Source organism: Candidatus Zixiibacteriota bacterium (genome assembly GCA_035380245.1).
Classification (GTDB): Bacteria; Zixibacteria; MSB-5A5; order GN15; family FEB-12; genus DAOSXA01.
The window spans coordinates 368,814-391,429 of sequence record DAOSXA010000001.1; the positions used below are offsets into that span (position 1 = coordinate 368,814).

The 22,616-nt window shown below is 53.9% G+C and carries 19 protein-coding genes; 5 read left to right on the top strand and 14 right to left on the bottom strand.

The window, feature by feature from the left end; translation table 11 throughout:
* Nucleotides 1-127: 127 nt before the first annotated feature.
* On the bottom strand, nt 128-5,314 hold the full coding sequence (locus PLF13_01410) for a C25 family cysteine peptidase (protein ID HOP05926.1): 5,187 nt from the start codon (nt 5,312-5,314) through the stop codon (nt 128-130).
* 386 nt (nt 5,315-5,700) lie between these two features.
* On the opposite strand from PLF13_01410, the gene PLF13_01415 reads away from it, so the two are divergent.
* From PLF13_01415 to PLF13_01435, 5 genes are all read left to right on the top strand, one after another.
* On the top strand, nt 5,701-6,033 hold the full coding sequence (locus tag PLF13_01415) for a DUF721 domain-containing protein (GenBank protein HOP05927.1): 333 nt from the start codon (nt 5,701-5,703) through the stop codon (nt 6,031-6,033).
* A gap of 5 nt (nt 6,034-6,038) precedes the next feature.
* Complete coding sequence (gene gyrB / locus PLF13_01420; GenBank protein ID HOP05928.1) at nt 6,039-7,985, top strand: DNA topoisomerase (ATP-hydrolyzing) subunit B; 1,947 nt, start codon at nt 6,039-6,041, stop codon at nt 7,983-7,985.
* A 222-nt stretch (nt 7,986-8,207) separates the two neighbouring features.
* Nucleotides 8,208-8,717 (top strand): hypothetical protein, encoded by a 510-nt coding sequence (locus PLF13_01425; protein ID HOP05929.1) that lies wholly within the window; start codon nt 8,208-8,210, stop codon nt 8,715-8,717.
* Between the two features lie 707 nt (nt 8,718-9,424).
* Nucleotides 9,425-10,462, top strand: coding sequence for a serine hydrolase (locus PLF13_01430; GenBank protein ID HOP05930.1), 1,038 nt, complete (start codon nt 9,425-9,427; stop codon nt 10,460-10,462).
* Nucleotides 10,463-10,847: 385 nt separating this feature from the next.
* Nucleotides 10,848-11,411, top strand: coding sequence for a hypothetical protein (locus PLF13_01435; GenBank protein HOP05931.1), 564 nt, complete (start codon nt 10,848-10,850; stop codon nt 11,409-11,411).
* Nucleotides 11,412-11,425: 14 nt separating this feature from the next.
* On the opposite strand, the gene PLF13_01440 is transcribed toward PLF13_01435, so the two are convergent.
* From PLF13_01440 to PLF13_01500, 13 genes are all read right to left on the bottom strand, one after another.
* Nucleotides 11,426-12,496 carry a methyltransferase domain-containing protein gene (locus PLF13_01440; protein HOP05932.1) on the bottom strand — a complete coding sequence of 357 codons (1,071 nt, stop codon included), beginning with the start codon at nt 12,494-12,496 and terminating at the stop codon, nt 11,426-11,428.
* Nucleotides 12,493-12,996, bottom strand: coding sequence for a hypothetical protein (locus PLF13_01445; protein ID HOP05933.1), 504 nt, complete (start codon nt 12,994-12,996; stop codon nt 12,493-12,495). Before PLF13_01445 ends, PLF13_01440 begins: the two co-directional genes overlap by 4 nt.
* A gap of 1 nt (nt 12,997) precedes the next feature.
* Nucleotides 12,998-13,204: a hypothetical protein gene (locus tag PLF13_01450; GenBank protein HOP05934.1), complete on the bottom strand. Its 207-nt coding sequence runs from the start codon at nt 13,202-13,204 to the stop codon at nt 12,998-13,000.
* 63 nt (nt 13,205-13,267) lie between these two features.
* Nucleotides 13,268-15,082, bottom strand: a complete 1,815-nt coding sequence (locus PLF13_01455; protein HOP05935.1) for a penicillin-binding protein activator — start codon at nt 15,080-15,082, stop codon at nt 13,268-13,270.
* Nucleotides 15,082-15,582 (bottom strand): bifunctional nuclease family protein, encoded by a 501-nt coding sequence (locus PLF13_01460; GenBank protein HOP05936.1) that lies wholly within the window; start codon nt 15,580-15,582, stop codon nt 15,082-15,084. The genes PLF13_01455 and PLF13_01460 overlap by 1 nt, the downstream gene beginning before the upstream one ends.
* Nucleotides 15,583-15,590: 8 nt before the next feature.
* Entirely contained in the window at nt 15,591-16,037 is a 447-nt protein-coding gene (gene rplI, locus PLF13_01465; protein HOP05937.1) for a 50S ribosomal protein L9, read from the bottom strand.
* Nucleotides 16,038-16,077: 40 nt separating this feature from the next.
* Entirely contained in the window at nt 16,078-17,115 is a 1,038-nt protein-coding gene (locus PLF13_01470; protein ID HOP05938.1) for a DUF2232 domain-containing protein, read from the bottom strand.
* The gene (rpsR, locus tag PLF13_01475) at nt 17,099-17,326 is read right to left on the bottom strand and encodes a 30S ribosomal protein S18 (GenBank protein ID HOP05939.1); all 228 of its coding nucleotides are present in this window, start codon (nt 17,324-17,326) and stop codon (nt 17,099-17,101) included. The genes PLF13_01470 and rpsR overlap by 17 nt, the downstream gene beginning before the upstream one ends.
* Before the next feature lie 49 nt (nt 17,327-17,375).
* Nucleotides 17,376-17,930, bottom strand: coding sequence for a 30S ribosomal protein S6 (gene rpsF / locus PLF13_01480; GenBank protein ID HOP05940.1), 555 nt, complete (start codon nt 17,928-17,930; stop codon nt 17,376-17,378).
* 62 nt (nt 17,931-17,992) lie between these two features.
* Entirely contained in the window at nt 17,993-18,571 is a 579-nt protein-coding gene (gene pth / locus PLF13_01485) for an aminoacyl-tRNA hydrolase (protein ID HOP05941.1), read from the bottom strand.
* A gap of 81 nt (nt 18,572-18,652) precedes the next feature.
* Nucleotides 18,653-19,348: a response regulator transcription factor gene (locus PLF13_01490; GenBank protein HOP05942.1), complete on the bottom strand. Its 696-nt coding sequence runs from the start codon at nt 19,346-19,348 to the stop codon at nt 18,653-18,655.
* A 4-nt stretch (nt 19,349-19,352) separates the two neighbouring features.
* Entirely contained in the window at nt 19,353-20,324 is a 972-nt protein-coding gene (locus PLF13_01495; GenBank protein HOP05943.1) for a HAMP domain-containing sensor histidine kinase, read from the bottom strand.
* Between the two features lie 35 nt (nt 20,325-20,359).
* The gene (locus PLF13_01500) at nt 20,360-22,570 is read right to left on the bottom strand and encodes a heavy metal translocating P-type ATPase (protein ID HOP05944.1); all 2,211 of its coding nucleotides are present in this window, start codon (nt 22,568-22,570) and stop codon (nt 20,360-20,362) included.
* Between the last annotated feature and the right edge of the window lie 46 nt (nt 22,571-22,616).

A 22,616-nucleotide genomic window follows, 5' to 3' on the forward strand; every position in this document is an offset into this window, starting at 1 on the left:
ATTCATCACACAACCACCCGCGTGGGAGAAAAGAAGTAAAAAGGTGATAGGACCGAATAAGGGCGGTTGGATGACGGCTGCCCCGGAACAACGGGGCAGCCGTCGGGAAAACACTTAATCCTTTCGATCAGCCACCACAGACCGGCGGCGGACCGGAGGAGAACATATAGCTGACCAGATCAACCAAATCGCTAATATCAGGCACAGCTTTACCGTCACCATTGATGTCACAGGCTTCCATGATCGGCGGTTCCGGGCCGGCCTGGAACATGTAGGTTACGAGATAAACCAGATCGGCAACATCCGGACCGCTGCCGCCACCGTCAACATCCCCGCAAACATATAGCGGTACATTGCTCACGGTAAGTGTGATCGGAATCGATATCGGATTATCGGCCGGATCGGGATCGTTACTCGTTACCGTTACCAGGGCGTCATAGCTGCCCTCATCCATCTCACCGGAAGTGATCATACAGTTGACCGTGTCCGCTTCACCCGGAGCCAGCGTGCCGCCGGTCAGGTCGACACTCAGCCAGTTGTAGGGTTTCACGAACAAGATCGCCAGGTTGTCCTTGAGATAGTCGGTGGCATAAGCCACTTCGAGACCATCCGTGCCGTCGGCATTTTCGATACCGATAGTTCCGGAAGCGACATCGAATCCTGTCGCAATCGACTGGTACTGGAACTTAATCGTCCCGTTGTCGTTGAGAATCACCTCGGCGGTGATCACATCCCCGGCGGCAGCCTGGTACTCGGGATAACCAACGAACTGGATAACCAGACGGGAGCCGTCACTCTCGACATAAACGTGCGCATTGAGATTGTCGGAGTCGGTCGGATCCAGATCGTCCCACATCCAGGCCAGAATCGCATTCGGTGTTGAAGCGGTTGGAATCGTGACCTTATATCTCGACCCCATATCACTCGAAGCGAAACCGATTATACCGTTGGAACCGACATATACCTGATCGTAAATACCACCGTAATACTCGAAATCGAAACCGATATCGTACGGACCGGCATAGTTGTCGTCATCAAGCGAGCCAATGATATCCAGGCCGGTCGCCGAGACATCGATCCAGTCAAACACCGGTCCACCCGGATCGTCGGAATCGACCCAGAAATAGCCGAACGTGTCCGGACCACCCGAATTACGAGTTACGTCGAAACCGCGATCAGGCTGATCGACACCCTTCTCGTCGATATAGCCATCCCAGAAATCAGCCGGATAATCACGGTGTGCCGGCTCCATACCGGTCGCCGACAACGAGGTCAACAAATCGGCCTTACGGGAATAATCCAGATGCACCGCCACCTGGTAGCTGAGACCGCCCGGTCCTGCGTTGGCAATCTCCACCGGACAGTACACCGTGTCGCCTTGCGCCAGAGTCTTGGTCATGGCAGCGGGTGTGACACTAATCGAGGGGGCATAGTCAATACGGATATCATCCACGAACCAGTAATCCGTGTCGGCGCTGCTGCCGTCGGAGATCAGACGCAGTTGGAATCCGGAATGCACCGCATCCAGCGGAAGGGGCACGTTGACATACGTGAACTCTTCCTCGGCTGTTCCGGTACCTTCATGGCTGTTAACGACCGTCCATTCACCGACGTTGTTCTTATATTCGAGGTAGAGGAATTCCCCGGCTTCCGGAGCATCGCCGGAGCCACCCATCTCGATGTAATAGGTCAGAATCGCACCGTCTTCACCCGAGAGATCGACCAGCCTGGAGATCAACGTATCATCGCCGCCGTCCAGCAACAACGCATAGGGGCTGCTGGGCGGATTCATCGCCTCAGAAGAAACCTCCGCCCCGTAATTCTCGAACCACCGGTCGATCGTCAATTCGGTCGTCTCAAACGGTTCGTAGACCGGGAAATCAATCGGCGGTCCACCGGACTCGGTCATGACCATCACCAGGTCGGTTACCATACCGTCGCCCTGTGAAGTCACCGTTACTTCGGCCGTGTCGACCACGTGCGGACCGGCATCGGACGGAACACTCACATTGACTTTGATTTTGAGCGAATCGCCCGCTGCCATGATCGGGGTTGAAGTTATCGGATTCAGTCCGCTTTCATCGGTGAAAGTAACACCCCATGAGTTTTCCGCTACCGACAAATCATAAGCGTCATCCAACCGACCGCGGTTGGTCACCGTAATTTGATACGATGCCGTGAATCCGGCCGGACCGGATTGGAACTGGCTGTACGGAGTCGCCTCGACATCATAATCCGATGGATATCCGACGAAGAAATCATCGACGAACCAGTCATCGTAGGAACCGGAGGAAGCATGGTTATACATTTTCACCCGGAAACCGGCATGGTAAGCCGCTCCCGGCAGCGTCAGTTCCACCGGCTCGAAAACGGTCATATCATCGCCGTCACCGGAATGCTGTGCCAACAACTGCCACGTACCGAGTGAATCGAGATATTGGACGAACAAATCATCACCGGCTTCAGGTGAATCACCGCCGCCCGTGCGCTGGTATTGATACTTGAGCAGTACATTGACTTCACCGCGTAAGTCAATCGCTTCCGTCACCAGCGTGTCGCCCTGATTCGGGGAACCATCGAAATTCACCGAGTACGGTGAAGTGGGTTCTTCCAAACCAAGCGTGCTTATTGCCGCACCCGGCCAGCGATCCCATTTGGTATTGTCGAACTCGGTCGTTTCGAAATCATCGCCGAACGGAATCACCCAGGGTTGACCGGCGGAAACCGTAACGACTTCAATCGCATCGGTAAACGAGGCGTCACCGACCGAAACCGCCGTCACGGCTGCGGTATCGACTTCATCTTCCCAACTGGTGGGGACGATCACCCGCAGTTTGAAATCATACGTATCGTCGGCTGAAATTACCGCCGTGCCGCTGATTTCGTATGAACCCGTCGCATCGTAGAGCGCGGTCGGCCAGGCAGCGTCAAGGGTAAGATCATAAGAATCATCCAACACGCCGTCGTTGGTTACATACAGATCATACCACAACGTGTCGGCCACCGGTCCCGTTTGCGAAAGGCCATCGGGGCCCATGAAGAAACCGTAGTCGATCACCTTGAAGCTGTAAATGTCGGTGCTGTCAACGAAGCCGGCTACGTTCTTAGCCCAGATGTAATAATCGATATGAGTACCGGCCGGCTGGACCGGGATATACCCGATAAAATCTTCACCCAACTTGGAGGTTGTCATCAGGGCCGCCGACCAGACATCGTCGATACCGTACCAAACCAGCACCGAGTCATAATCAAGCGTAGTATCGCTGTAGATCGTCGCGGTCACTTCGTAGTCGTTGAGGATATCCTTGGTGTCGCCGAGCGGTTCGTGCAGGATGGTCAGATCGGTCGTAACCACCACATCCTCGACAACCGTCTCGTGATTGTACGCCGTCACCGTCAACTTCATCGGATCGACACTGATCGGTAACATCTGGTTGATCGTAATCGTCGCCATCCCGGAAGCATTGGTGAAAGCCGAACCGTATAAAACCCCGTCCTTATAGAGCGCACAAAGGGCTCCTTCAACACCCGGTATCTCCACCTCGTACGTCGGTGAGTTGAAAAACACCGCCCCGGAATGGTTGACCGTCAGCGAGGCCGGCGTGTCGGTCCGTACCTGCACCGAAGGATCTCCGAATACGTGCCAGGTGTAGAACATGTCGTAGCCGTCGGATCCGGAGTTGTCATCCATCATCCGGCAACCGCCGTTGTAGCAGAGAGCACCGAAGCTGTTAACCACATCAGCAACGAGTAAATCATCTATTTCATCCTGGCAGTCCATCGGAGGATTCCAGTCCTGGTTGATCGATGACATATAGGTCCCTATCGCACCGGTCGGATTGGAGCCGTTGGTGGCTCGCATCCACGCTTCAGCAAAGCAGGTGTAATAACGGAACTGGCCATTAACGCAAGCCACGCTGATAATGAACGGCAACATGTTGTCGTTGGTCAGGGCGTTGACATTGGAATTGCTGTACCCGGTCGACGACCATGAAGTGGTCGTGCCGTGACCGCAATAGTTGATAATACTACGGCCGGAGTTGAGCGCCGATGATACCTGCGCGGCGGTACCGCTGGGATCGTAAATCTGATCCACCAGAGTATAGGTGTAACCGAGCAGGTCATTACGGATATAATTCATGTGTTGATAGTCATACTCACCACCGTCGTGTCCCGGACCCTGGTTCGAGGCAACTCCGGTCCCCTGATGGAACCAGTCACCGGTGGGCGGATTTTGCTCGTAAGTGAGCACCCGCTGAACCTGGGTGTTTACATGAGCCTCGGTCTCGGCCGAGAAACGTCCTATGAGAATATCCGGATAAGTATCGGAACCGGCCACCAGAGAAAATTTCGGATCGGCCGCGCCGCCGCTGTGGGTATCGGTCGTCACCTGGGCCGCATCGCCGACCAGCAACACAAAGCAAAGATCGGTACTGTCATAGAAATCCTGGATGAAGCTCTTGATGCTGGAGGCCGTATTACCCACGTCGCTGATATTCACCATCGTCGTCTTGATCCCCTTCTGGTTCTTCCAGTCAACCAGTGGTTGCATCTCGTCGGCGAAGTTGTCGTAGGTTATTACCAGCATGTCGCCGGTTTCCTCGACCAGGGCGTATTTCTCAAGCGTCTGAGAGTAGTTGATAAACCGTCTCTGGTAAATCGTTTCGAAATCGGTGGTGATCGAATTCATCGCCTTATTGCGATTGAACACGTTGATCTCACCCGGTCCGTCAGGTGTGAGCGCCACCGTAATCGACGTATATACTCTCAGAACGCCGGTTATCGGATTGTACTGGAACGGCTGGAAGTCAATCACCGTGCCACGGAAGTCGCGCAGGATATAAGGATCCCGCAGACTGGCCAGACGACCCGGGAAAAACTCATCAATCCCGTATTCCGGTCCGAACTCATACGGAATATCCTCGGGATTCACGGTACGCGAAAGGTTCCCCTTGGAAGGTATGATCGGCAAATCGGTAAATTCGACATACTCCTGTGCGACCACCTCGATCGCCATACGGGCGTCGTCCGGAATAATTACACTGCGGCTTATTCTCGGCAGAGCCGGGGCTCCGCGCTCCAACATGATTGTCGCATCGCCGCTTGAAATCGAAAAGTAGGCTTGCCCGTTGATGTCGACCGGCGCCTGGTCGAATCCTCCCACGTCGAGTCGAACCACGATCTTATCAGGCGATGACTGCTCGACAAATACGCCGAGATCTTCGCTGTGGCTGATCAACTCGACATGCTCGGCCGAAACCGCACTCGCCGCCAAAATCAGACATACCAGTCCAATTAGAACATTCCTTCCCATAGCGTCCTTTCCTCCGATGATTGAGTATCGTCTTAACCCTTGTGGCATCGGGCCTTCATTCTGTGGATAACAGCTCTGGCATATCGCCATATACCTCTATAAGTTTAAGTATAATAAAGAATTGTGACATGGCAAGGAAAACCTGCCCCGGATTGCAAAAGCACCCGCCAGGCCTCCGATTTTCTATCAATTGGAAACGATTTCCCTATCAAAACGCATTAATACAATGCGATTTCTGAACCTGACGATAAAAGCCGCAAAGAACATAAAAATGTGACCTTAAATTCTTTATAAGCCATTATTTTACAACAGGATATAGATTGTTTTTTACTTGCTAATCAGGACCGAAAATGGTATCATAGGGACTTATGATAGGAGACTTTGGATTGCGCCTTAAGAAGCCATCAGACAACGATTTCCGCTATCCTCAGCCAATATCCGGGCTGGTGGACAAGCTGATGGCCAACCTCGGCCTTTCTCGCCGCTACGACGGCTGGCGAGTGGTTAAAGACTGGGTTGATATTGTTGGCTCTACCCTGGCCGCACGCGCCCGAGCGATACGTTACGCCGAGGGGGTGCTTTATATTGCCGTCGAGGATGATTCCTGGCGGCAGGAACTCTCCATGCAACTTGAGACCATCCTGGATGAGATTCACCGGCGGCCTTACGGACGGGCCGTGCAGGAGATTCATTTTGAATCCGGTTTGAAAAGGAACTGATATCGATGGCTACCACTGAAGAAGTCACCAAGCCCAAAAAGACGAATAATAAATACGACGCTGCGACAATTAAGGTACTCAAAGGCCTCGAGGCGGTGCGTCGCCGCCCGGCTATGTATATCGGCGATGTCGGCCAGCGTGGTCTGCATCATCTCGTTTACGAAGTAGTGGACAACTCCGTTGACGAGTCGATGGCCGGTGAATGTGACAAGATCATTGTCGAGATCAACAAAGATGAATCGATCACCGTCACCGACAACGGTCGCGGTATCCCAACGGAAATACATCCCGACACCAAAGTCTCCGCCCTCCAGGTGGTCATGACCACTCTCCATGCGGGCGGAAAATTCGACCATGAGTCTTACAAGGTTTCCGGCGGCCTTCACGGTGTCGGCGTTTCGGTCGTTAACGCCCTGTCCGAATGGTGCTGGGTTGAGGTTACTCGCGATGATGAAGTATCCCGCCAGGATTATGATCGCGGTGTCCCGCGTGAAAAAGTCAAAGTGGTCGGCAAAGGCAAAAAGACCGGAACTAAAACCTGTTTTAAAGCCGACACCGAAATTTTCAAAAAGATCGAATATCGCTTCAGCATTCTCGCCGCCCGTATGCGCGAGCTGGCCTTCCTCAACCAGGGATTGACTATCGTCTTGAAAGATCACCGCCAGGAGAAGGAAGAAACCTTCTTCTTCAAAGGCGGTCTCTCTTCATTTGTCGAATATCTGAACGAGAATAAAACGCCGTTGTTCAGGAAACCGATTCATTTCGCCAAGGAAAAGGACGATATCCAGGTCGAGATCGCCCTGCAATACAACGATGGTTACAACGAGTCGGTTTATTCTTACGTGAACAACATCAACACCATCGAGGGCGGCACTCACCTGACCGGTTTCCGTACCGCTCTCACGCGCTCGATCAACAGCTACGCCATCAAGTATAACCTGCTTAAAAACGGCAAGAGCAAGAGCAACGGACTCCAGTTGATCGGCGATGATTCCCGCGAGGGACTCACGGCGGTTATTTCCGTTCGGGTGCGTGATCCTCAGTTTGAGGGACAAACGAAAACCAAGCTCGGCAACAGTGAAGTTCGAGGCGTTGTCGAACAAGTAACCAACGAATATCTCGGTGCCTTTTTCGAGGAAACACCGGCAATCGGCAAAAAAGTAGTCGATAAAATTCTGCAAGCCGCCCGCGCTCGTGAAGCGGCCCGTAAGGCCAAGGAATTGACTCGCCGTAAAACCGCTCTTGATTCCGCCTCACTCCCCGGCAAACTGGCCGACTGCTCTCTTCGCGATCCGGAATCCTGCGAGTTGTACATCGTGGAGGGCGACTCGGCCGGAGGTTCCGCCAAGCAGGGCCGTGACCGTCGTTTTCAGGCAATTCTGCCGTTGCGCGGCAAAATTCTCAACGTCGAAAAAGCTCGTATCGACAAGATCCTGAGCAACAACGAAGTCCGCAGTATGATCACCGCTCTCGGTTGCGGCGTCGGGGATGAGTTCGACACTTCCCGAGTGCGTTATCATAAGATCATTATCATGACCGATGCTGATATCGACGGCTCCCACATCCGTACTTTGCTGCTGACGTTTTTCTTCCGCTACATGCGGGACTTGATCGATCAGGGTTATGTCTACATCGCTCAGCCGCCGCTTTATCGTCTCAAGCACGGCAACAACGAACAATATGTTTTCGATGACTCCGAACTGGATAAAATCCGCAAGACTTTCCCGAAAACCGGTGTCAGTGTCCAACGCTATAAAGGTCTCGGTGAAATGAATCCCGAGCAGCTTTGGAAGACCACGATGGATCCGGAGACGCGGACCTTGTTGCAGATTTCGCTCGAAGACGGCAAGGAAGCGGACCATTTGTTCAGCGTGCTGATGGGGACCGAGATAGAACCTCGGGCCAAGTTCATCCAGGAAAACGCTCAATACGTTCGCAACCTGGACGTGTAGAACCCACTCGAAAATACGAATTGTAAGGCAGGTCTCCCCGAGATCTGCCTTTTTCTCATAGCTCGCAGACCGGGCTCCTCGCGATCCCGGCCGTTACCGGCTCGAGGGGTACCCGACTCGTCTTGAGAACCACAGACCGTCAACAAAGATATTGCCATCAATTATTACATTTCGTAACGTTGTACGAACGCAAGGCTCACAAATCCATTCGGGAGAAACAATATGAAATTCTTTTTCACATTACTGATCGCTTCCCTGCTTTGCCTGCCGGTGGCGGTTGCCGCTGATGAAAACACACCGGCGACAACGGACGAATCAACAACTGTTGACGCCGATACCGTTGTCACGACGCAAGAGGCTGCAAAAGAGATGACTCTGGCCGAGTACCTGGTAGGGGTATGGGACATTACCCCGAACAAGCGGATACTGTCCGGGGATATCACTTTCACGGCGGAAGGCGCTTACGAGAAGAACGAGGAACACTCCGACGGTAAAGTCGGCGACAAGGGTGAGTACAAACTCTATCCGGACCAGACACCGTGCGGGATCGATATCTGCCTCGGTAAATGCGGTCAATCGGAATGGACTACCTTGTTTGGGATCATAAGGATGTTGGACGATGGGCGCGTCGAGATTCTCACTTCGCCAACCAGCACTCGCCCGACCGCATTCGGCGAGGAGCCGGACCCCACTCATACAATGTTCCTCACCCGCCGCACCGAAACGAAATAGGTCTTAGGTGGACTGAACTCCCCGTAGGCCGGGATCCCTGTGATCCCGGCCGTTTTGTCGGGAACGGCAAACCATAGGGCAGGTCCGTCATCGAACCTGCCCTTTTTTCATAGTTGTTGTCAAAATCTCACTTCGCGATACGCTTTCGGCGGACGGGGGATTTTGACTTACAGCGTTGCTTCTTGTATTTATACAAACCGCAAATCGCAGAGCTTGCCGGCCTGATCCAATATGCATTTCACCTGTCCCTAATTCCCCCTTGCCCAAATCGCGATTCTGTGCTAAATAGAAGTCCGTTGTGATGATGTCGATCTCGGTTCGCCGGGATCACAGGGATCCCGGCCTGCGGATTGACTACAAAGCAAGTCACGTAGGTCGGGTTGCTTGCATGCTTGCAACCTGACACTGCAGAGCAGGTCTCGGAGAGACATACTCTACAAGGATGACTTGTTGAATCGAAAGTCCCACCCGAGGGGTGGGGCACCGAATCTTGAGTAGGTCAAAAATCGTGTCCGCTGAAGGCGGATCGAAAAGCGAAGTTTTGACAGCAAACGAAGCCTCGGTATGGGGGCAGACGAGGACGTCTGCCGCCCACACAGGTCTCGGAGAGACATGCGCTACTTCGGGGCAGACGACGTCTGCCGCCCACGAGAACGAATAGATTATCCCGGCCTGCGGGAATGACTGCACAGCGAGGAGTAAACACGGTGACGAACGAAGACCTCAAAGACCTCGAACAAGCCATAGCCGAACAGGCGAAACTATCGGGATTTTCCGGCTGCATACTTATTTCCGAAAAAGGCCGACAACTTTACACCGGCGCCTTCGGCTTTGCCAATATCCCCGACGAAATCCCGAACGAGATCGGAACCCGTTTTGCCGTCGCTTCCGGCAGTAAGGCTTTCACCGCCGTCGCCGTTTTACAGCTAATCGATCAGGGACGGATCAGCCTCGAAACACCGATCAAAGCGGTGGTTGACGCCGAGTTCCCCAACTTCTCCCTCGACCTCAAGGTTCGCCATCTGTTGACCCACAGCTCCGGCATTAAGGATTATTTCGATGAGGCCGGCGGCGAGGATTATGAGAATATCTGGAAAGATCGCCCGGTTTACAACTATCGCACGCCGCGCGATTTCCTGCCGCTTTTTCGAGAAAACGGACAGCACTTCGCTCCGGGTGAAAAATTCAGTTACAACAACGCGGCCTTTATCATTCTGGCGATCATGATCGAGGACCTGGCTCATATGCCATTCCTCGACTATATCCAGTCGTATATTTTCGAACCGGCCGACATGACCCGCTCCGGGTATTTCTGCACCGAGCTGCTCCCCGAAAAAACCGCCCGTGGTTATATTGTCGATACCGACGGCCGTATGCGCAGCAACATTTTCGCTCTCCCGGTCGTGGGCAGCGGCGACGGCGGCGCATACACCACGGCCGAAGACATGGACAAGTTCTGGAGCGCTTTGCTCGGACAACGCCTCCTTTCACCGACCCTGACTGAACTGATCGTTACACCGCAAATCGAAGCCAGGGAAGAAGGGGATAATCTTTGGTACGGCCTCGGCGTATGGCTGCGTCGCGAGCAGGAGAAAACGCTTTCTTACTACGTAACCGGCTGGGACCCCGGGGTGGCCATGATCTCGGAGTATTTGGTCGATTCCGGTCATCACGTCTGTCTTCTCAGCAACCAGAACGACGGCGTCTTCCAGCTTTACCGGTCAATCCTCTCACGTCTCAGGTAGATCAGGTTCCTCGGAACCTGATACAAGAAAGGACGCGGAGCAACGGAACGAGGAAGAAGAATCGTAGCGCGGGATCCCCGCCTACGAGAGCGTTGAAAAAGACGCACGCGCGGATGTTCAGCAAGACACATCTGTAATGCGAGCGACACAAGGCCGCCCGCTACGCAAGGTTAAGGCATTCTAATGCGTAGCAGCGGGGCTTGTCTCCGCCGCGTTGGAGGTTTGTCAACAATCCCCTACGAGAATACGTCTGGGCTGCTCTCACATCAAGGCTCCGGCCGTACCGATCCTGAACGCTCGGTGAGTCTTTTTGCTCGACAAAACCTCTGCCGTCGACTATTCTGAAGTCGGACACATTCTGAATAGAATCCGAGGAGAAGAAACGATGAAGGACAGCCTCAGGGTCGTATCCCTGTCGATGGTACTGATTGCCCTGGCGTTGCTTGCCGCCTGTCAAGGTGAACGGGAGAGTCTCACCAATGTCGAGAAGCTGCGGGCCTGGCAGAAGGGTGTCTGGATCAGCGGCTCCGGGACCTACACCGTCTATACCGACGATCATTATTTCGTAATCTCCAGCGAGGGAGACAGCGCGAATGCCAACCTCTACTTCGCCGCTTCCCAATTGGGTTTCTACGAACAAGGGATGACCCGTTATCAAACCGTTCGCTTACGCAAAATCCCCCAGGGGAACCCGATATATTGGAAAAAAGAAGGTTTTATCACCAACAACATCGAGGTGCGTCAACCGGTCGACACTTCCCTATTCGACAATAGAAGCTGTGTGGTTCAGGATGGGGTAATTTACGACGCGATCATCGAATCGACCGACACCTACATCCTCATGGCTACTTGTGGAGGGGACAAGATAAGACTCATGTGCGACGGCCGCTCGGCTTATTTGCCCGCATCGGGCGGTGAATTCTGGTCATATCGGGTAGAGACGTTATAGACCGGGAGGGGGAGCTATTCCGGTTTCTTGCGGAAAACCGCTTCTATCAGGTGGTGCCGTTCGCGCTCCTCGGAACCGTATTGATGTTCCGGGCCAAGTTCTTCGCGATGATAATCCACTTCCCAGCCCTTGAACAGCTCGAGGATTTCATCCGCTTCCAGATAAGTCCGCACCTGGCCGGTGTCGGTCAGGAAGGAGTTCTTTCCTGACTGCGGCATCCGTTTGTACTTCTCGAAACCGGGGTCTTCGACGCTGAACGTCGTAACGAATACCATGCCGTCGGGAATCAGCCAGTCACGGCAACGAGTGATGAGATCCTCGATTTCATCGCGCTTGAGAATTTGAAAAAGCCCGTAGAGAAGAATCGCCGAGAACCGGTCCTCTTCATCAACGACCGTATAGCGGCCGAGGTGAGGCTGAATGTCGAGCTTCTCCGATTCACGAACATCGTTAATCAGGTCGATCGCCACCTGCGACGGATCGACAGCCACGACTTCATAGCCACGGCGAGCCAGAAACAGGGCGTTGCGTCCCTGCCCTACCCCGACGTCCAGCACCGGATGTCTTTTATCGATATAACGGGCGAAGTCCCGAAGGGTGGGTTCTTCATCGCGACCGAACATATAGGGATTTTTTGTATACGCTTCATCGTAAATCAGGCCGATCTCGTCCGGCGGATCGAACCTGGGTGCAAACAGACCGAAATAGCGCTGGTACCATTTCCAGCTCTTGCGCTCGCGTTTGAGCCATTTCTTGAACCGTTGTTCGCGACGTTTGGCAATCGCGTCGAATTTCTCGATTTTACGCAGGAGAATTTCAAGCGTTTCACGCCGCTCCAGCGCTCGCCGAAACGTATCGTAGTCGGCAATGTTGAAAATAGTCTGGATAATCGGTTCGAAAAACACCAGCGCCTGCGACCCGATGAAATTCACCGGCTTTGATGATTCAATGACCATTATGGCCGGCGCGGTCATTTTCCACGCCACTACCTTGCGTGCGAGTTTGTCCAACACCCGATTCTCATCCTCAGGAATTGGCGGATTGTCCGGATCCAGCAGGGGTATGTTATCGCGGAAAAAACTCACACGACATCCCTTACATCATCGAGTTCATCGTCGTCCGGTCCGGCAATGTGCATCTGTACTTCAGCCATGACCTCATCGCGATTGTCGTTGAACATAAGATAGATACCACGGAAATTTTCCATCCGCGAGGGGCGAGTGAACGGCGAAAGCAACACCCCGTTTTTATCGGGCCAGCAAGTGCGATACTGTGACCAGTCCCGCGCGATACGCTGAGTGGTGGTCTTGATAATCACCTGCTTTTCAGTGAAGCGATAGGTCGTGGGAAAATAAAACTTGGCCAGTGACAGCAGCAAGATCACCAGCGCAAGAACGGCGAAAGTGCGCGAATAGGTAGTGTAGAACACCGCCGCCGTCACCACGAACACGAACAGCGTCACGATCACGGTCGCTACGGGACGCTTGCGCATCGGATGACACGTCCATTCGAGAATGACGCGATCCTCGGTATCCTTTTGATCGGCGGGGAGATTGTTGTCGGTCGGACCGGGCTCGTTAGCCATATCAGGACTGGTCAGGTTGGCGATAACGCTCTTTCTTGACCTTCTCCATATATTCCATGAGATCCTTGGCAACGATCAACTTCTTGTCGATCAACAGACGCACCAGCGCCTCCTGGGCCAGGTTGTTGGAAAGAACGAGGTCCTCGAAGGTAATATCGCGTTCCTCGCCGTTTATAATCATTTTAAGGGCAACTTTTCTGTCTTCCATCGTAGAACTCCCTTCCAACGACACCGATCGGGCTTTCTCAGCACGACCTGCGCCGGAGAATGACTACGGTTCTGCGGTCGTCGTTCCACTCGTTTCACCGGTATTTTCCGGGGTCATCTCATCGAGATCGAGCGGATATGGGTGATCCGAACGGATCTGGTAAAGCGGCATATAAGTGTTTTCGCGGATTTCACCGAACGTGACAATACCGGCAGCTCCCTCGTAATCCTTGATTGAGGTCAGGCCGTTAGTGAGTTGTTCCGGTTTCCGTCCGTTCTCCGCTGCTTTTGCGATCAAATTCACGGCATCGTAACCGAGTGCGGCCAGACGTGATGGACGTCCGCCGTAGCGAGTATCGTAGGCTGCGGCAAAATCAAGAAACGCCCGACTGCGTTCGGCTCCGATGAACGGAGAGGTGAACACCGCATTGCGCGTGACATCATCACCGAGCCGAAGGACCGCATCGTCTCCCCAGCCATCGCTGCCAAGATAAGCAGCCATCAGTTTGTAGAAACGGATCTGCGGCAAGAGCAGCTTTAGCTGCTGTGAACTGCCCGGCATATAGAGGCAGTCGATAAAAGCCGAAACACCGTCCTGGGCAAGTGTATCGCCGTCCGGCGTGACGAAGAAGGTCGAATCGGGATTCGCTCCTAACAGCATCGCCTTGAGGTCGCGCACGTAGGGACCGAAGTCGTTATCGCGCGAGCGATAGTATTCCACCGCGAGCACCGTCCCGCCGAGCTTTTCAAAGCGCTGTTGGAACGCCCGGGCCATACGCAGGTGATCGACCGACGTCGATGTTATAATCGCGGCCGTATCGGCGCCGACGCTGTCCACGGCATATTCCGCCATGCGAATCCCCTGAAGCTCGATGTTGGGCGACATCTGAAACGCAGTTGAGGACATTTGCGTCAACCCCGCCTGAGTCGCGGCCGGGAACAACAATGGCAATCTGGTGCAAGCCAGTGAAGCTCCCGCCACCGCAGCGGCTTCGGATGTCAACGGCCCCACCACCGCATCAGGCGGATCATCCTCCGCCAGCGATGCAATCACCCGGGCCGCTTCAACCGGATCTCCCTCGCTGTCGTGCGTTCCGAGATCGATCACCGTACCTGATTCGCGGAGTTCCTCGGCCGCAATCACCGCCCCGTTGTAGATGTCATCGGCCCAGGTCTGCAGTTCGCCGCTGAACGGCAGGACAAATGAAATCCGGAGGCCTTGACGTTCCGCTCGATGCGTCTCCTGGCTGAGCAGGTCAGGATCGAGTTGACCGCCGCAGGATTCGATCAACCTTCGCGCCGCCGGCAACGAGCCCTTACGTGCTATCGTTTCGGCAACAGCGGTAATCAGACGACATCGCCGGGGTTCGTCGAGACCATCGAACAGTTTCTCGGAGATGTGAATCTGTGAAGCATTTTCCAGAGCCGCCTTGATCGACGCTTCGGCCAGTTTATCAAGTCGTTGATCGCGCGACTGCTGCAGCGCACTCACATACTCCCCAAGTGCTCGCTCGGATTTGCCGGTGCGATAGAGAGCGTTGGCCAGAAAGAAATGGGCGTAGGCTGCCTCGGGACGATCCAAAAACTGACCGAGATAGAACTCCAGTCCGGCTATTGCCTTATTCAAATCACCGAGATAGTAATCCGCCTTGGCCCGGTTGAACACGAACAGGTCCTGGTTGGGAGAATCGGGATACTGACCCGACAGTTGCTCGAACACACGGGCCGCACCGAAGAAATCTCCCTGGCGAAGATAGCGGCGCCCCTGCTCGTAGAGCCTGGTCACCTCATCGCTGTCTTTGATCTCAGCCAGAACGTTCCCGACAAGCAAAAACGTCATCAATACCAGGAGCGTTGTCTTAATCGGTCGGCTAAACATCAGAGTGAGTATTTCCCAAAGTCTTCGGGGTTAATCCGTCTCAGCCGTTCGCGCAAAGATTCGGGATCGGTCGGCATCGGCGGTTCCTCACTCGGGGATTCCTCGCTGTCGCCGGCCCGATCGGCAAAAAGCTGATCGTTGACGAAGATTTTCGCGTTCATCTTCAGCGCCAGAGCAATCGAATCCGAAGGACGAGCATCGATCACGATCTCCCTGCCGTTGCAGGACAGATAGATCTTGGCATAAAACGTCTGCTCCCGCAACTCGGTGACCTCTATTTTAACCATGCGGGCATCAAGTTCGTTGATCACCGTCTTAAGCAGGTCATAAGTGAGCGGGCGTTTCGACGTCACACCGGAAAGCTGCATTGCTATCCCCCAGGCCTCGGCATGACCGATCCATATCGGCAGGACTTTTTCGATCCCGATGGGTGAAAGAATCACTACCGGTGAATTGGTGGTCATGTCGAGGGCCAAACCCTCGACTTTGGCTTCAAGCATCTGCATCGTCAGGACTTTTTAACCACCCACAGCTTCAAGTTGGCTGATACCGACTTCTCGATCTTGATCGGTATAGTGTAAACGCCAAGCGCTTTGAGCGGCGCCTCCAGTTCGATCTGGTTCTTGGGGATCTGCACACCCTCTTTAGCCAGGAGTTCCATGATATCGTGAACTCCGACCGAACCAAATACTTTGTCCTCGTCGCCGACCAGGACCTCGGCCGACAGCTCGAGCTGCTCGATACGATCCCGAATCACCTCGGCCTGCTTACGCGCCTTGCGGTCACGAGCGACTTTCTGGCGGGTGACTTCGTCAATCGCCCGCAGATTGGCTTTGGTCGCGGGAATCGCCAGGTTGCGCGGCATAAGGTAATTGCGACCGTAGCCGTTTTTTACCTCAACCGTGTCGCCGGCCTTACCCAGGTCAGCGATATCTTCTTTCAAAATCACTTTCATGGTATAACCTCAAACATTTGTTGGCAACTAGATTAACTTCCTATGCTTCTTCGGCGTCGGCAGCCTCGGCTCGGCTGCGCCAGTCGGCGAAACTATCGATAAATCCCAATATGGCGGCCGTTACGAAACCGGCCAGTTGCGTGAAGAATAACAGCACATAGAAAATAACCTTGAGCAGGCGCGAGATATGCAGCCGACCAAGATAGTACTCTACCAATGCCAGACCTCCAACGCAGTAATAAACCGAAAGTCCCACCAGTACGTTGTCGGCCACCAATTGCAGCGATTCCCCGCCCAGCAAACGAGCGGCGGCAGCCGCAATCACTACCGGCGTGAAACCGAACGGTACGTGCCAGGTCGTGAACGGTGATCGACAAGCCAGCGCCGGATTGGCGCGATCTGCCTGGTGAACGAACCAGAGATAGCCGACGGTGAACGGCGCCAGCGAACCCAACAGGGTTGAAGCCGGCATCAAACGGATTACCAGATCGACCATCCGGCTCATTTGACCGGACAGCTTTATCGCCGTCTCTTCGTTGTAGCCGAATGTTTGTAAAAGCGACGGCATTTCCGCCAATTTAGGTTTCCAGACCTCGGTCGCCGCGGCCATAGCTTCGGGCCAGATCGACCAGTACTGACCGACGGCGAACAGTGCCACGGCCAGTGTACCGAGGATGAATACCCTCGATTGAGCATAACCCAATCCGGTCATAATTCCGACAATAACGCCTCCGCACAGCACCATACCCATGCCGGTCAGAACACTCCAGAATCCTGTGGTTCCTGCCAGCAGGAAGCCCACCATCACCGCCAGCGCAGAACTGATCCATAACAGAACCGTTTGTCCGGCCAGAGCGAGACGGGCAACAAAGAAATAGACGCAAATCGAAACGAAGTAGGTCAAAGCTGCCAGAGCCGTAGCCGTTGGCATGGACAAACTACCCACTCCGCTTCCAAAAAGCAGAATGGCGTAAACCGGAATCGCAGCCGCCATGACAAACATCATCCACGAGCTGTGGTCGCGACGGGACACGCTTTCGGTGACGCCGGATGGTGCTTGATCAGCGATAGGATTCACTTTCAAATGCCATAACAGCCAGCACGCGGGCACGCTTGATGGCCTGGGTTAACATGCGCTGATGCTTGGCACAAGTGCCGGAGACACGACGCGGGATAATCTTACCGCGTTCGTTGACGAAACGACGCATGGTCCGCTCGTCTTTGTAATTGACGTAATTGATCTTGTTTTCGCAAAAGCGACAGATCTTACGTTTTCTATGAACTGCCATTTCTTAAATCCTTTGTCTGTTTTTACGATGAACGAGGGAACTCCGCCAATCAGAGTTCTTCGTCCTCGTCATAGCTTTCCGATGCAGCCGGAGCAGCGCCGGTTTCTTTGGTCTCTTCGCCCTGCTTGTCCTCTTCAGGAGCGTTAACAGCAGGTTCCTCGGCCTCTTCGGTTGATTCTTCAGCCTGGTCGGCAACCTCAACCGGTTTATCCTCACGACGGCCATGCGGACCATCGCCGGACGGCGCAGGACGTTCCTGAATCCTGGGAGCTGCATCGTCGTTCGAGGATTCTTCTTCTACGGTATCATCCTGAAGACTTCCCTCGAAGATGACAGTTAAAAAGCGAAGGTAGGCTTCATTCAAACGGAAATGGCGCTCTATCTCGCTGATAACGGTCGGCGGTGCTTCAAAAACCAGGTTGGCATAATAACCCTGCGACAAGCCCTGAATGAGATAGGCCAGCCGACGGGTTCCCATCCGGTTTTCTTTGATTATTTTGCCGCCACCGTTGGTGATGACGCTAACCACATCCTGAACCTGGCGGTCAATTGTGGCGTCGTCAGTTTGGGGGTTGATGATAAAGGTCGTCTCGTAAAGGCGCATTCAATATCCTCCCTACGGACGTTGGTTTAAGGTTCAAACGGCCCAGCCGCGGACATCTTATTTTACAGCTGAGCAGGGTTTCTATTATATTCGCTCATCGCCTGGTCGAGGCGATGGTTGCTTGCGAAGATGACTGCCTCAGCGGCAGTATTTGTCAGGTCGGATGCTTTCTTAAGCTCCTCCTTGTCAAACTTGCCAAGTACGAAATCGATCGTACTTGAGTATTCAGGCGCCGGACCGATCCCCAGTCGCAGCCGGGGGAAATCCTCGGTTTCGAGGATTTCGATGATCGAGGCAAGGCCGTTATGCCCGCCGTCCGATCCGTTTTGCCGAAAACGAAGCGCCCCAAGCGGAAGGTTGAAGTCATCAACCACAACCAACATTTCGCTCGGTTCACGCTCGACTCTCTCAAGGAGAGCCACCGCCGCCAGACCGGAACGGTTCATATACGTTCGCGGCCAGGCCAGAACCAGCGGTTCCGGTGAGCGCTCGATCAGCGACCAGGTATATTCTCTTGTCGGTTTCTGCGGCACAGCCTTTTGCAGCTTAGCCACCCGGTCGAGCACTTCGAACCCGAGGTTGTGACGTGTGGCCTCATACTCGGCCCCGATATTGCCCAAACCCAAGACAATCGAAATCATACCAAAGCCACCTTTCGGCAGCTTGGAAGTATAAGTTCGACGCCACCGAAAGTCAAGGCCAATTGACTGCCTCTGTTGAGCTTAATTACTCCGTTTGAAGCGATATCCGACACCCCGGATAGTCTCGAAAAACCTCGGATTGGCCGGGTCATCCTCGAATATCTTGCGCAGTTTCATGATGAAATTATCGATTGTCCGGCTGGTCGGATAAACATGATAGCCCCAAACGGCATCGAGCAGTTGATCCCGGCTGACCACCTCCCCCTCCCGTTCGGCCAGATATTTCATGACCATGCATTCCTTGCGAGTCAATTCGAATTTTCCACCGGGGCCTTCCGCTTTATAAGTTTTAAAATCAATTCGGCGGCCCTGAAAACTGAACTCGCGATCCATTGGCCGGTCGCTCTGAAGCCAGGCTTGTCGCCGGAATATCCCCTGAATTCGGGCCACTAACTCGGCAGTACTGAACGGCTTAGTGATATAATCATCCCCCCCGGCCACCAGCCCCTCAATTTTTTGGTCAACGGCATCCCTGGCGGTGATAAACAGAATCGGTACGGTCGATCCGGTCTTGCGGATATTCCGGGTTAAAGTGAGGCCATCGATTCCGGGCAACATGATATCCATCAAAATCAGGTCGAACTTCCCCCGATTGAACTCCTCCATTACCCGAGCACCGTGATCGACATGGAGTAACTCGAAACCTTCGGCTTCCAGATTCAACAGGAGACCGTCAGCCAGGTTGGGATCGTCTTCGACCAGGAGGATTTTCTTCATCGTATCAGCCTGCTTTGAGTTCGACGGTAAATTTGGCCCCTTTTCCCGGACCATCCGAGCAAGCCCTGACAGTGCCCCCGTGCGCTCGAACTATTTCCCGAGCCAGATATAATCCCAAACCACTGCCGGAACCGCTCCGGGTAAGCTCTTCCCCGGCCTGATAAAATCGATCAAAGATTTTTTCCAGATCACGAGCAGCAATGCCGATACCGTTGTCGGACACTTCCAGAATACAACACTTATCGGCCATACGCAGAGAGACGGCAATTTGGGGGGTATCTTTGTCGTTATATTTAACGGCATTTTCAAGGATGGCATTGACCGCTCGCTGGAGTGCGGCCGCATCCCCCTGGATCGTAATACCGGGGGTAATCTCGTCAATCACCTCGGTTTTTCTCTGTGAGGGTATCGCTCGCAACTTGTCGACCGCTTTTGTCACCATTTCGGAAAACGGCACCGATTTCAACTCCACCACGTATCCGGAACGTTCGAATCGACCCGCTTCGAGTACGTTTTGGACCATGGCTTCGAGCCGGGCAATATCTTGACGCATACGGGGCAGCACCTGATGTTTCTTTTCGAGCGAGATTCGGTCAGATTCCAGCGAATCGAGGTAAAGCTGCATTGAGGCCAACGGTGTTTTGAGTTCGTGAGTTACCGCCATGAGGAAATTTTGCTGGTGGAATTTTAATTCCTCCGATCGCACCTGGGCTCGATATATCAACCAGGCGCCGATTAAAATCGCCAGCAGGAAAAATACCCCTTCAAGCCCCACCATTATCTGCCGTTCGATTTCCTGACTATGAAGCTGCTCCACGTAGGTTGTATCGGCCCCCAGTTCCTGAGCTATGTCGACTTTCTCATCCACCAGCCGAGCCATGAAAACCGTCCACCACACCGCCTGGGCAAAAACCGTCAGCGCCAGAATGATGAAGAGAACCAAAGCAGTGCGATGAGTCAGACGATTTTTCTTCATGTTCTCGGTCAATCCATCCTGGTTCGGTCATTCCCCTAAACCAGATCGAGGCGATTAAGGCGAAGTGAGTTGGTTACTACGAACACCGATGAAAAAGCCATTGCCGTGGCCGCCACCCAGGGTGCGAGAGTTAATCCGGTAAGAGGATAAAGAGCCCCGGCAGCTATGGGTATGGCCACGATGTTATAAAAGAAAGCCCAGAACAGATTCTGGCGAATTATTTTCATGGTTACTTTAGCTGTTTCGAACAATCGAAGAATAGAAGAAAGCTCGGAGCGTACCAACACCACATCAGCCGATTCGATGGCAATATCCGTTCCACTGCCAATGGCGATCCCCACGTTGGCCGCAGCCAGAGCCGGGGCATCGTTGATACCGTCGCCGACCATCGCAACGGTGAAACCGATTTTCCGGTATGACTCCACCACCAGCTTTTTATGAGCCGGTTTTATCTCCGCTTCAAACTCGTCCAGGTTCAACGACCGGGCAACACCGGCTGCCGTTCTATAGGCATCACCGGAGAGCATAGTCACACGTGCGAACTGATTCTTAAGAGCCACCACGACGTCCTTGGCATCATTGCGGATACGGTCGGCGAGAGCGATAAGCCCGACTACCTTGTCGTCAAGAGCTACGAAAATAGTGGTGCGGCCCTCGGACATCTGGGCTCCGGCTTCTTCTCGAGCCGGATCGATATTGACCTCGTTATTTTCCATCAACTCCTGATTGCCGAGCAAAAGCTTTTTACCGGCATAGATCCCTTTGAGACCGAATCCGGGCAATGCTTCCACTTCGGTCACGGTAACGATCGGAATCTGGTGCTGGCGCATCCGTCGCACGATGGCATCGGCGACCGGGTGTTCCGACTGACTCTCGGCCGAACCGGCGATCTGGAGCATGGTTTTAAGAGGCAAATCATTGTAAGCCTTCTCGTCGATCAGTTCGAGTTGGCCGTGGGTCAGGGTGCCGGTTTTATCGAATACGATAGTATCTATTCTTGTCAGCTCTTCCAGAATATCGCCGCCTCGAATAATGATCCCCTCGCGGGCAGCGCGACCCGACCCCGTTAGAATCGCCGTTGGCGTCGCCAATCCCAGCGCACAGGGGCAGGCTATAATCAACACCGACACGACACACTTGATCAGCATCGGTGAAGCCGGATCAAAATAGTACCAAACCAAACCGGTCAATACCGCCAGACCGATAACGGTTGGAACGAATATCCCGGATACGCGATCAGCTAATTTTTGTACCGGAGCCTTACGGCTTTGAGCCTCGGAGACCATGCGGACGATATTGGCCAATACCGAATCAGCCGCGGCCGTGCCAACCTCGAGTCGGAAACTCATATTACCGTTGAGGGTGCCGCCATAAACCTCATCGCCGGAATCTTTTTCCACCGGGAGAGACTCCCCGGTCAGGAGAGATTCATCCAGGACCGCACGACCTTCGATAATGATGCCGTCGGCCGGCACGCGTTCACCCGGACGAACGATTAGAATCATCCCGGGTTGCACGGCGGCAGCATCGATAACGACCTCATGATCGTCGACAATAGCCGTCGCCTTATTCGGTTGCAATTCCAGCAACGACTTAATCGCCTCTCCGGCACGCCCCCGCGACCGGGCTTCAAGATAACGTCCGACCAGGATAAGACTGATAATCATTCCAACCGACTCGAAATATAATGATCCGGGCGGTGGCGCTCCGGCGGAATCGATAATGACCCAGATGCTCCAGCCAAAAGCAGCCAGAGTTCCCATCGCGATCAGGGAGTTCATGTTGGCGCTGAAATGCCCCAATTGCTTGAGGGCATCGAACAAAATTGCCCGGCCCCCCCAAAGGAGCACAGCCGCTGCGAAGCCGGCCTGAATCACGGCGTCGAAAAGGACACCAATCATCGGACCGCCGGTGATCATGCTCCACATTGCCACCACCAACAACGGCGCCGTCATAATTAACGCTTGCCGAAGTTGCGACAGGGCGCGGGCAGTTTCCTTTTGCGAGGCTTTTAGTACGTCCACCCGCCCCTCACTGGCCTTGAAACCGAGCTGATCGATTTCATGCATGATCGCAGCGGCATCAACGATTTCGGGATCAAGGCGCACCGATGCCGAGCGGGTAGCCAGATTTACTCGGCACTCCTGCACGCCATCGAGCTTGCCTACCGCGGTTTCGATTGACCGCACACAAGCGGCACAGTGCATACCTTCGATATTGAAGTTCAGATCAGTCAATTGGGTCATGGTAGAACAATATAGTCCGGACGGGATCGCCTGGAAAGTTTGTGAT

Coding starts and splice junctions, on each gene's coding strand:
- rpsF (HOP05940.1), bottom strand. CDS start 17,930: ATGCGCCTTTACGAGACGACCTTTATCATCAACCCCCAAACTGACGAC.
- PLF13_01500 (HOP05944.1), bottom strand. CDS start 22,570: ATGACCCAATTGACTGATCTGAACTTCAATATCGAAGGTATGCACTGT.
- PLF13_01495 (HOP05943.1), bottom strand. CDS start 20,324: ATGAAGAAAAATCGTCTGACTCATCGCACTGCTTTGGTTCTCTTCATC.
- pth (HOP05941.1), bottom strand. CDS start 18,571: ATGATTTCGATTGTCTTGGGTTTGGGCAATATCGGGGCCGAGTATGAG.
- rplI (HOP05937.1), bottom strand. CDS start 16,037: ATGAAAGTGATTTTGAAAGAAGATATCGCTGACCTGGGTAAGGCCGGC.
- PLF13_01410 (HOP05926.1), bottom strand. CDS start 5,314: ATGGGAAGGAATGTTCTAATTGGACTGGTATGTCTGATTTTGGCGGCG.
- PLF13_01450 (HOP05934.1), bottom strand. CDS start 13,204: ATGGAAGACAGAAAAGTTGCCCTTAAAATGATTATAAACGGCGAGGAA.
- gyrB (HOP05928.1), top strand. CDS start 6,039: ATGGCTACCACTGAAGAAGTCACCAAGCCCAAAAAGACGAATAATAAA.
- PLF13_01445 (HOP05933.1), bottom strand. CDS start 12,996: ATGGCTAACGAGCCCGGTCCGACCGACAACAATCTCCCCGCCGATCAA.
- PLF13_01435 (HOP05931.1), top strand. CDS start 10,848: ATGAAGGACAGCCTCAGGGTCGTATCCCTGTCGATGGTACTGATTGCC.
- PLF13_01425 (HOP05929.1), top strand. CDS start 8,208: ATGAAATTCTTTTTCACATTACTGATCGCTTCCCTGCTTTGCCTGCCG.
- PLF13_01455 (HOP05935.1), bottom strand. CDS start 15,082: ATGTTTAGCCGACCGATTAAGACAACGCTCCTGGTATTGATGACGTTT.
- PLF13_01460 (HOP05936.1), bottom strand. CDS start 15,582: ATGCTTGAAGCCAAAGTCGAGGGTTTGGCCCTCGACATGACCACCAAT.
- PLF13_01490 (HOP05942.1), bottom strand. CDS start 19,348: ATGAAGAAAATCCTCCTGGTCGAAGACGATCCCAACCTGGCTGACGGT.
- rpsR (HOP05939.1), bottom strand. CDS start 17,326: ATGGCAGTTCATAGAAAACGTAAGATCTGTCGCTTTTGCGAAAACAAG.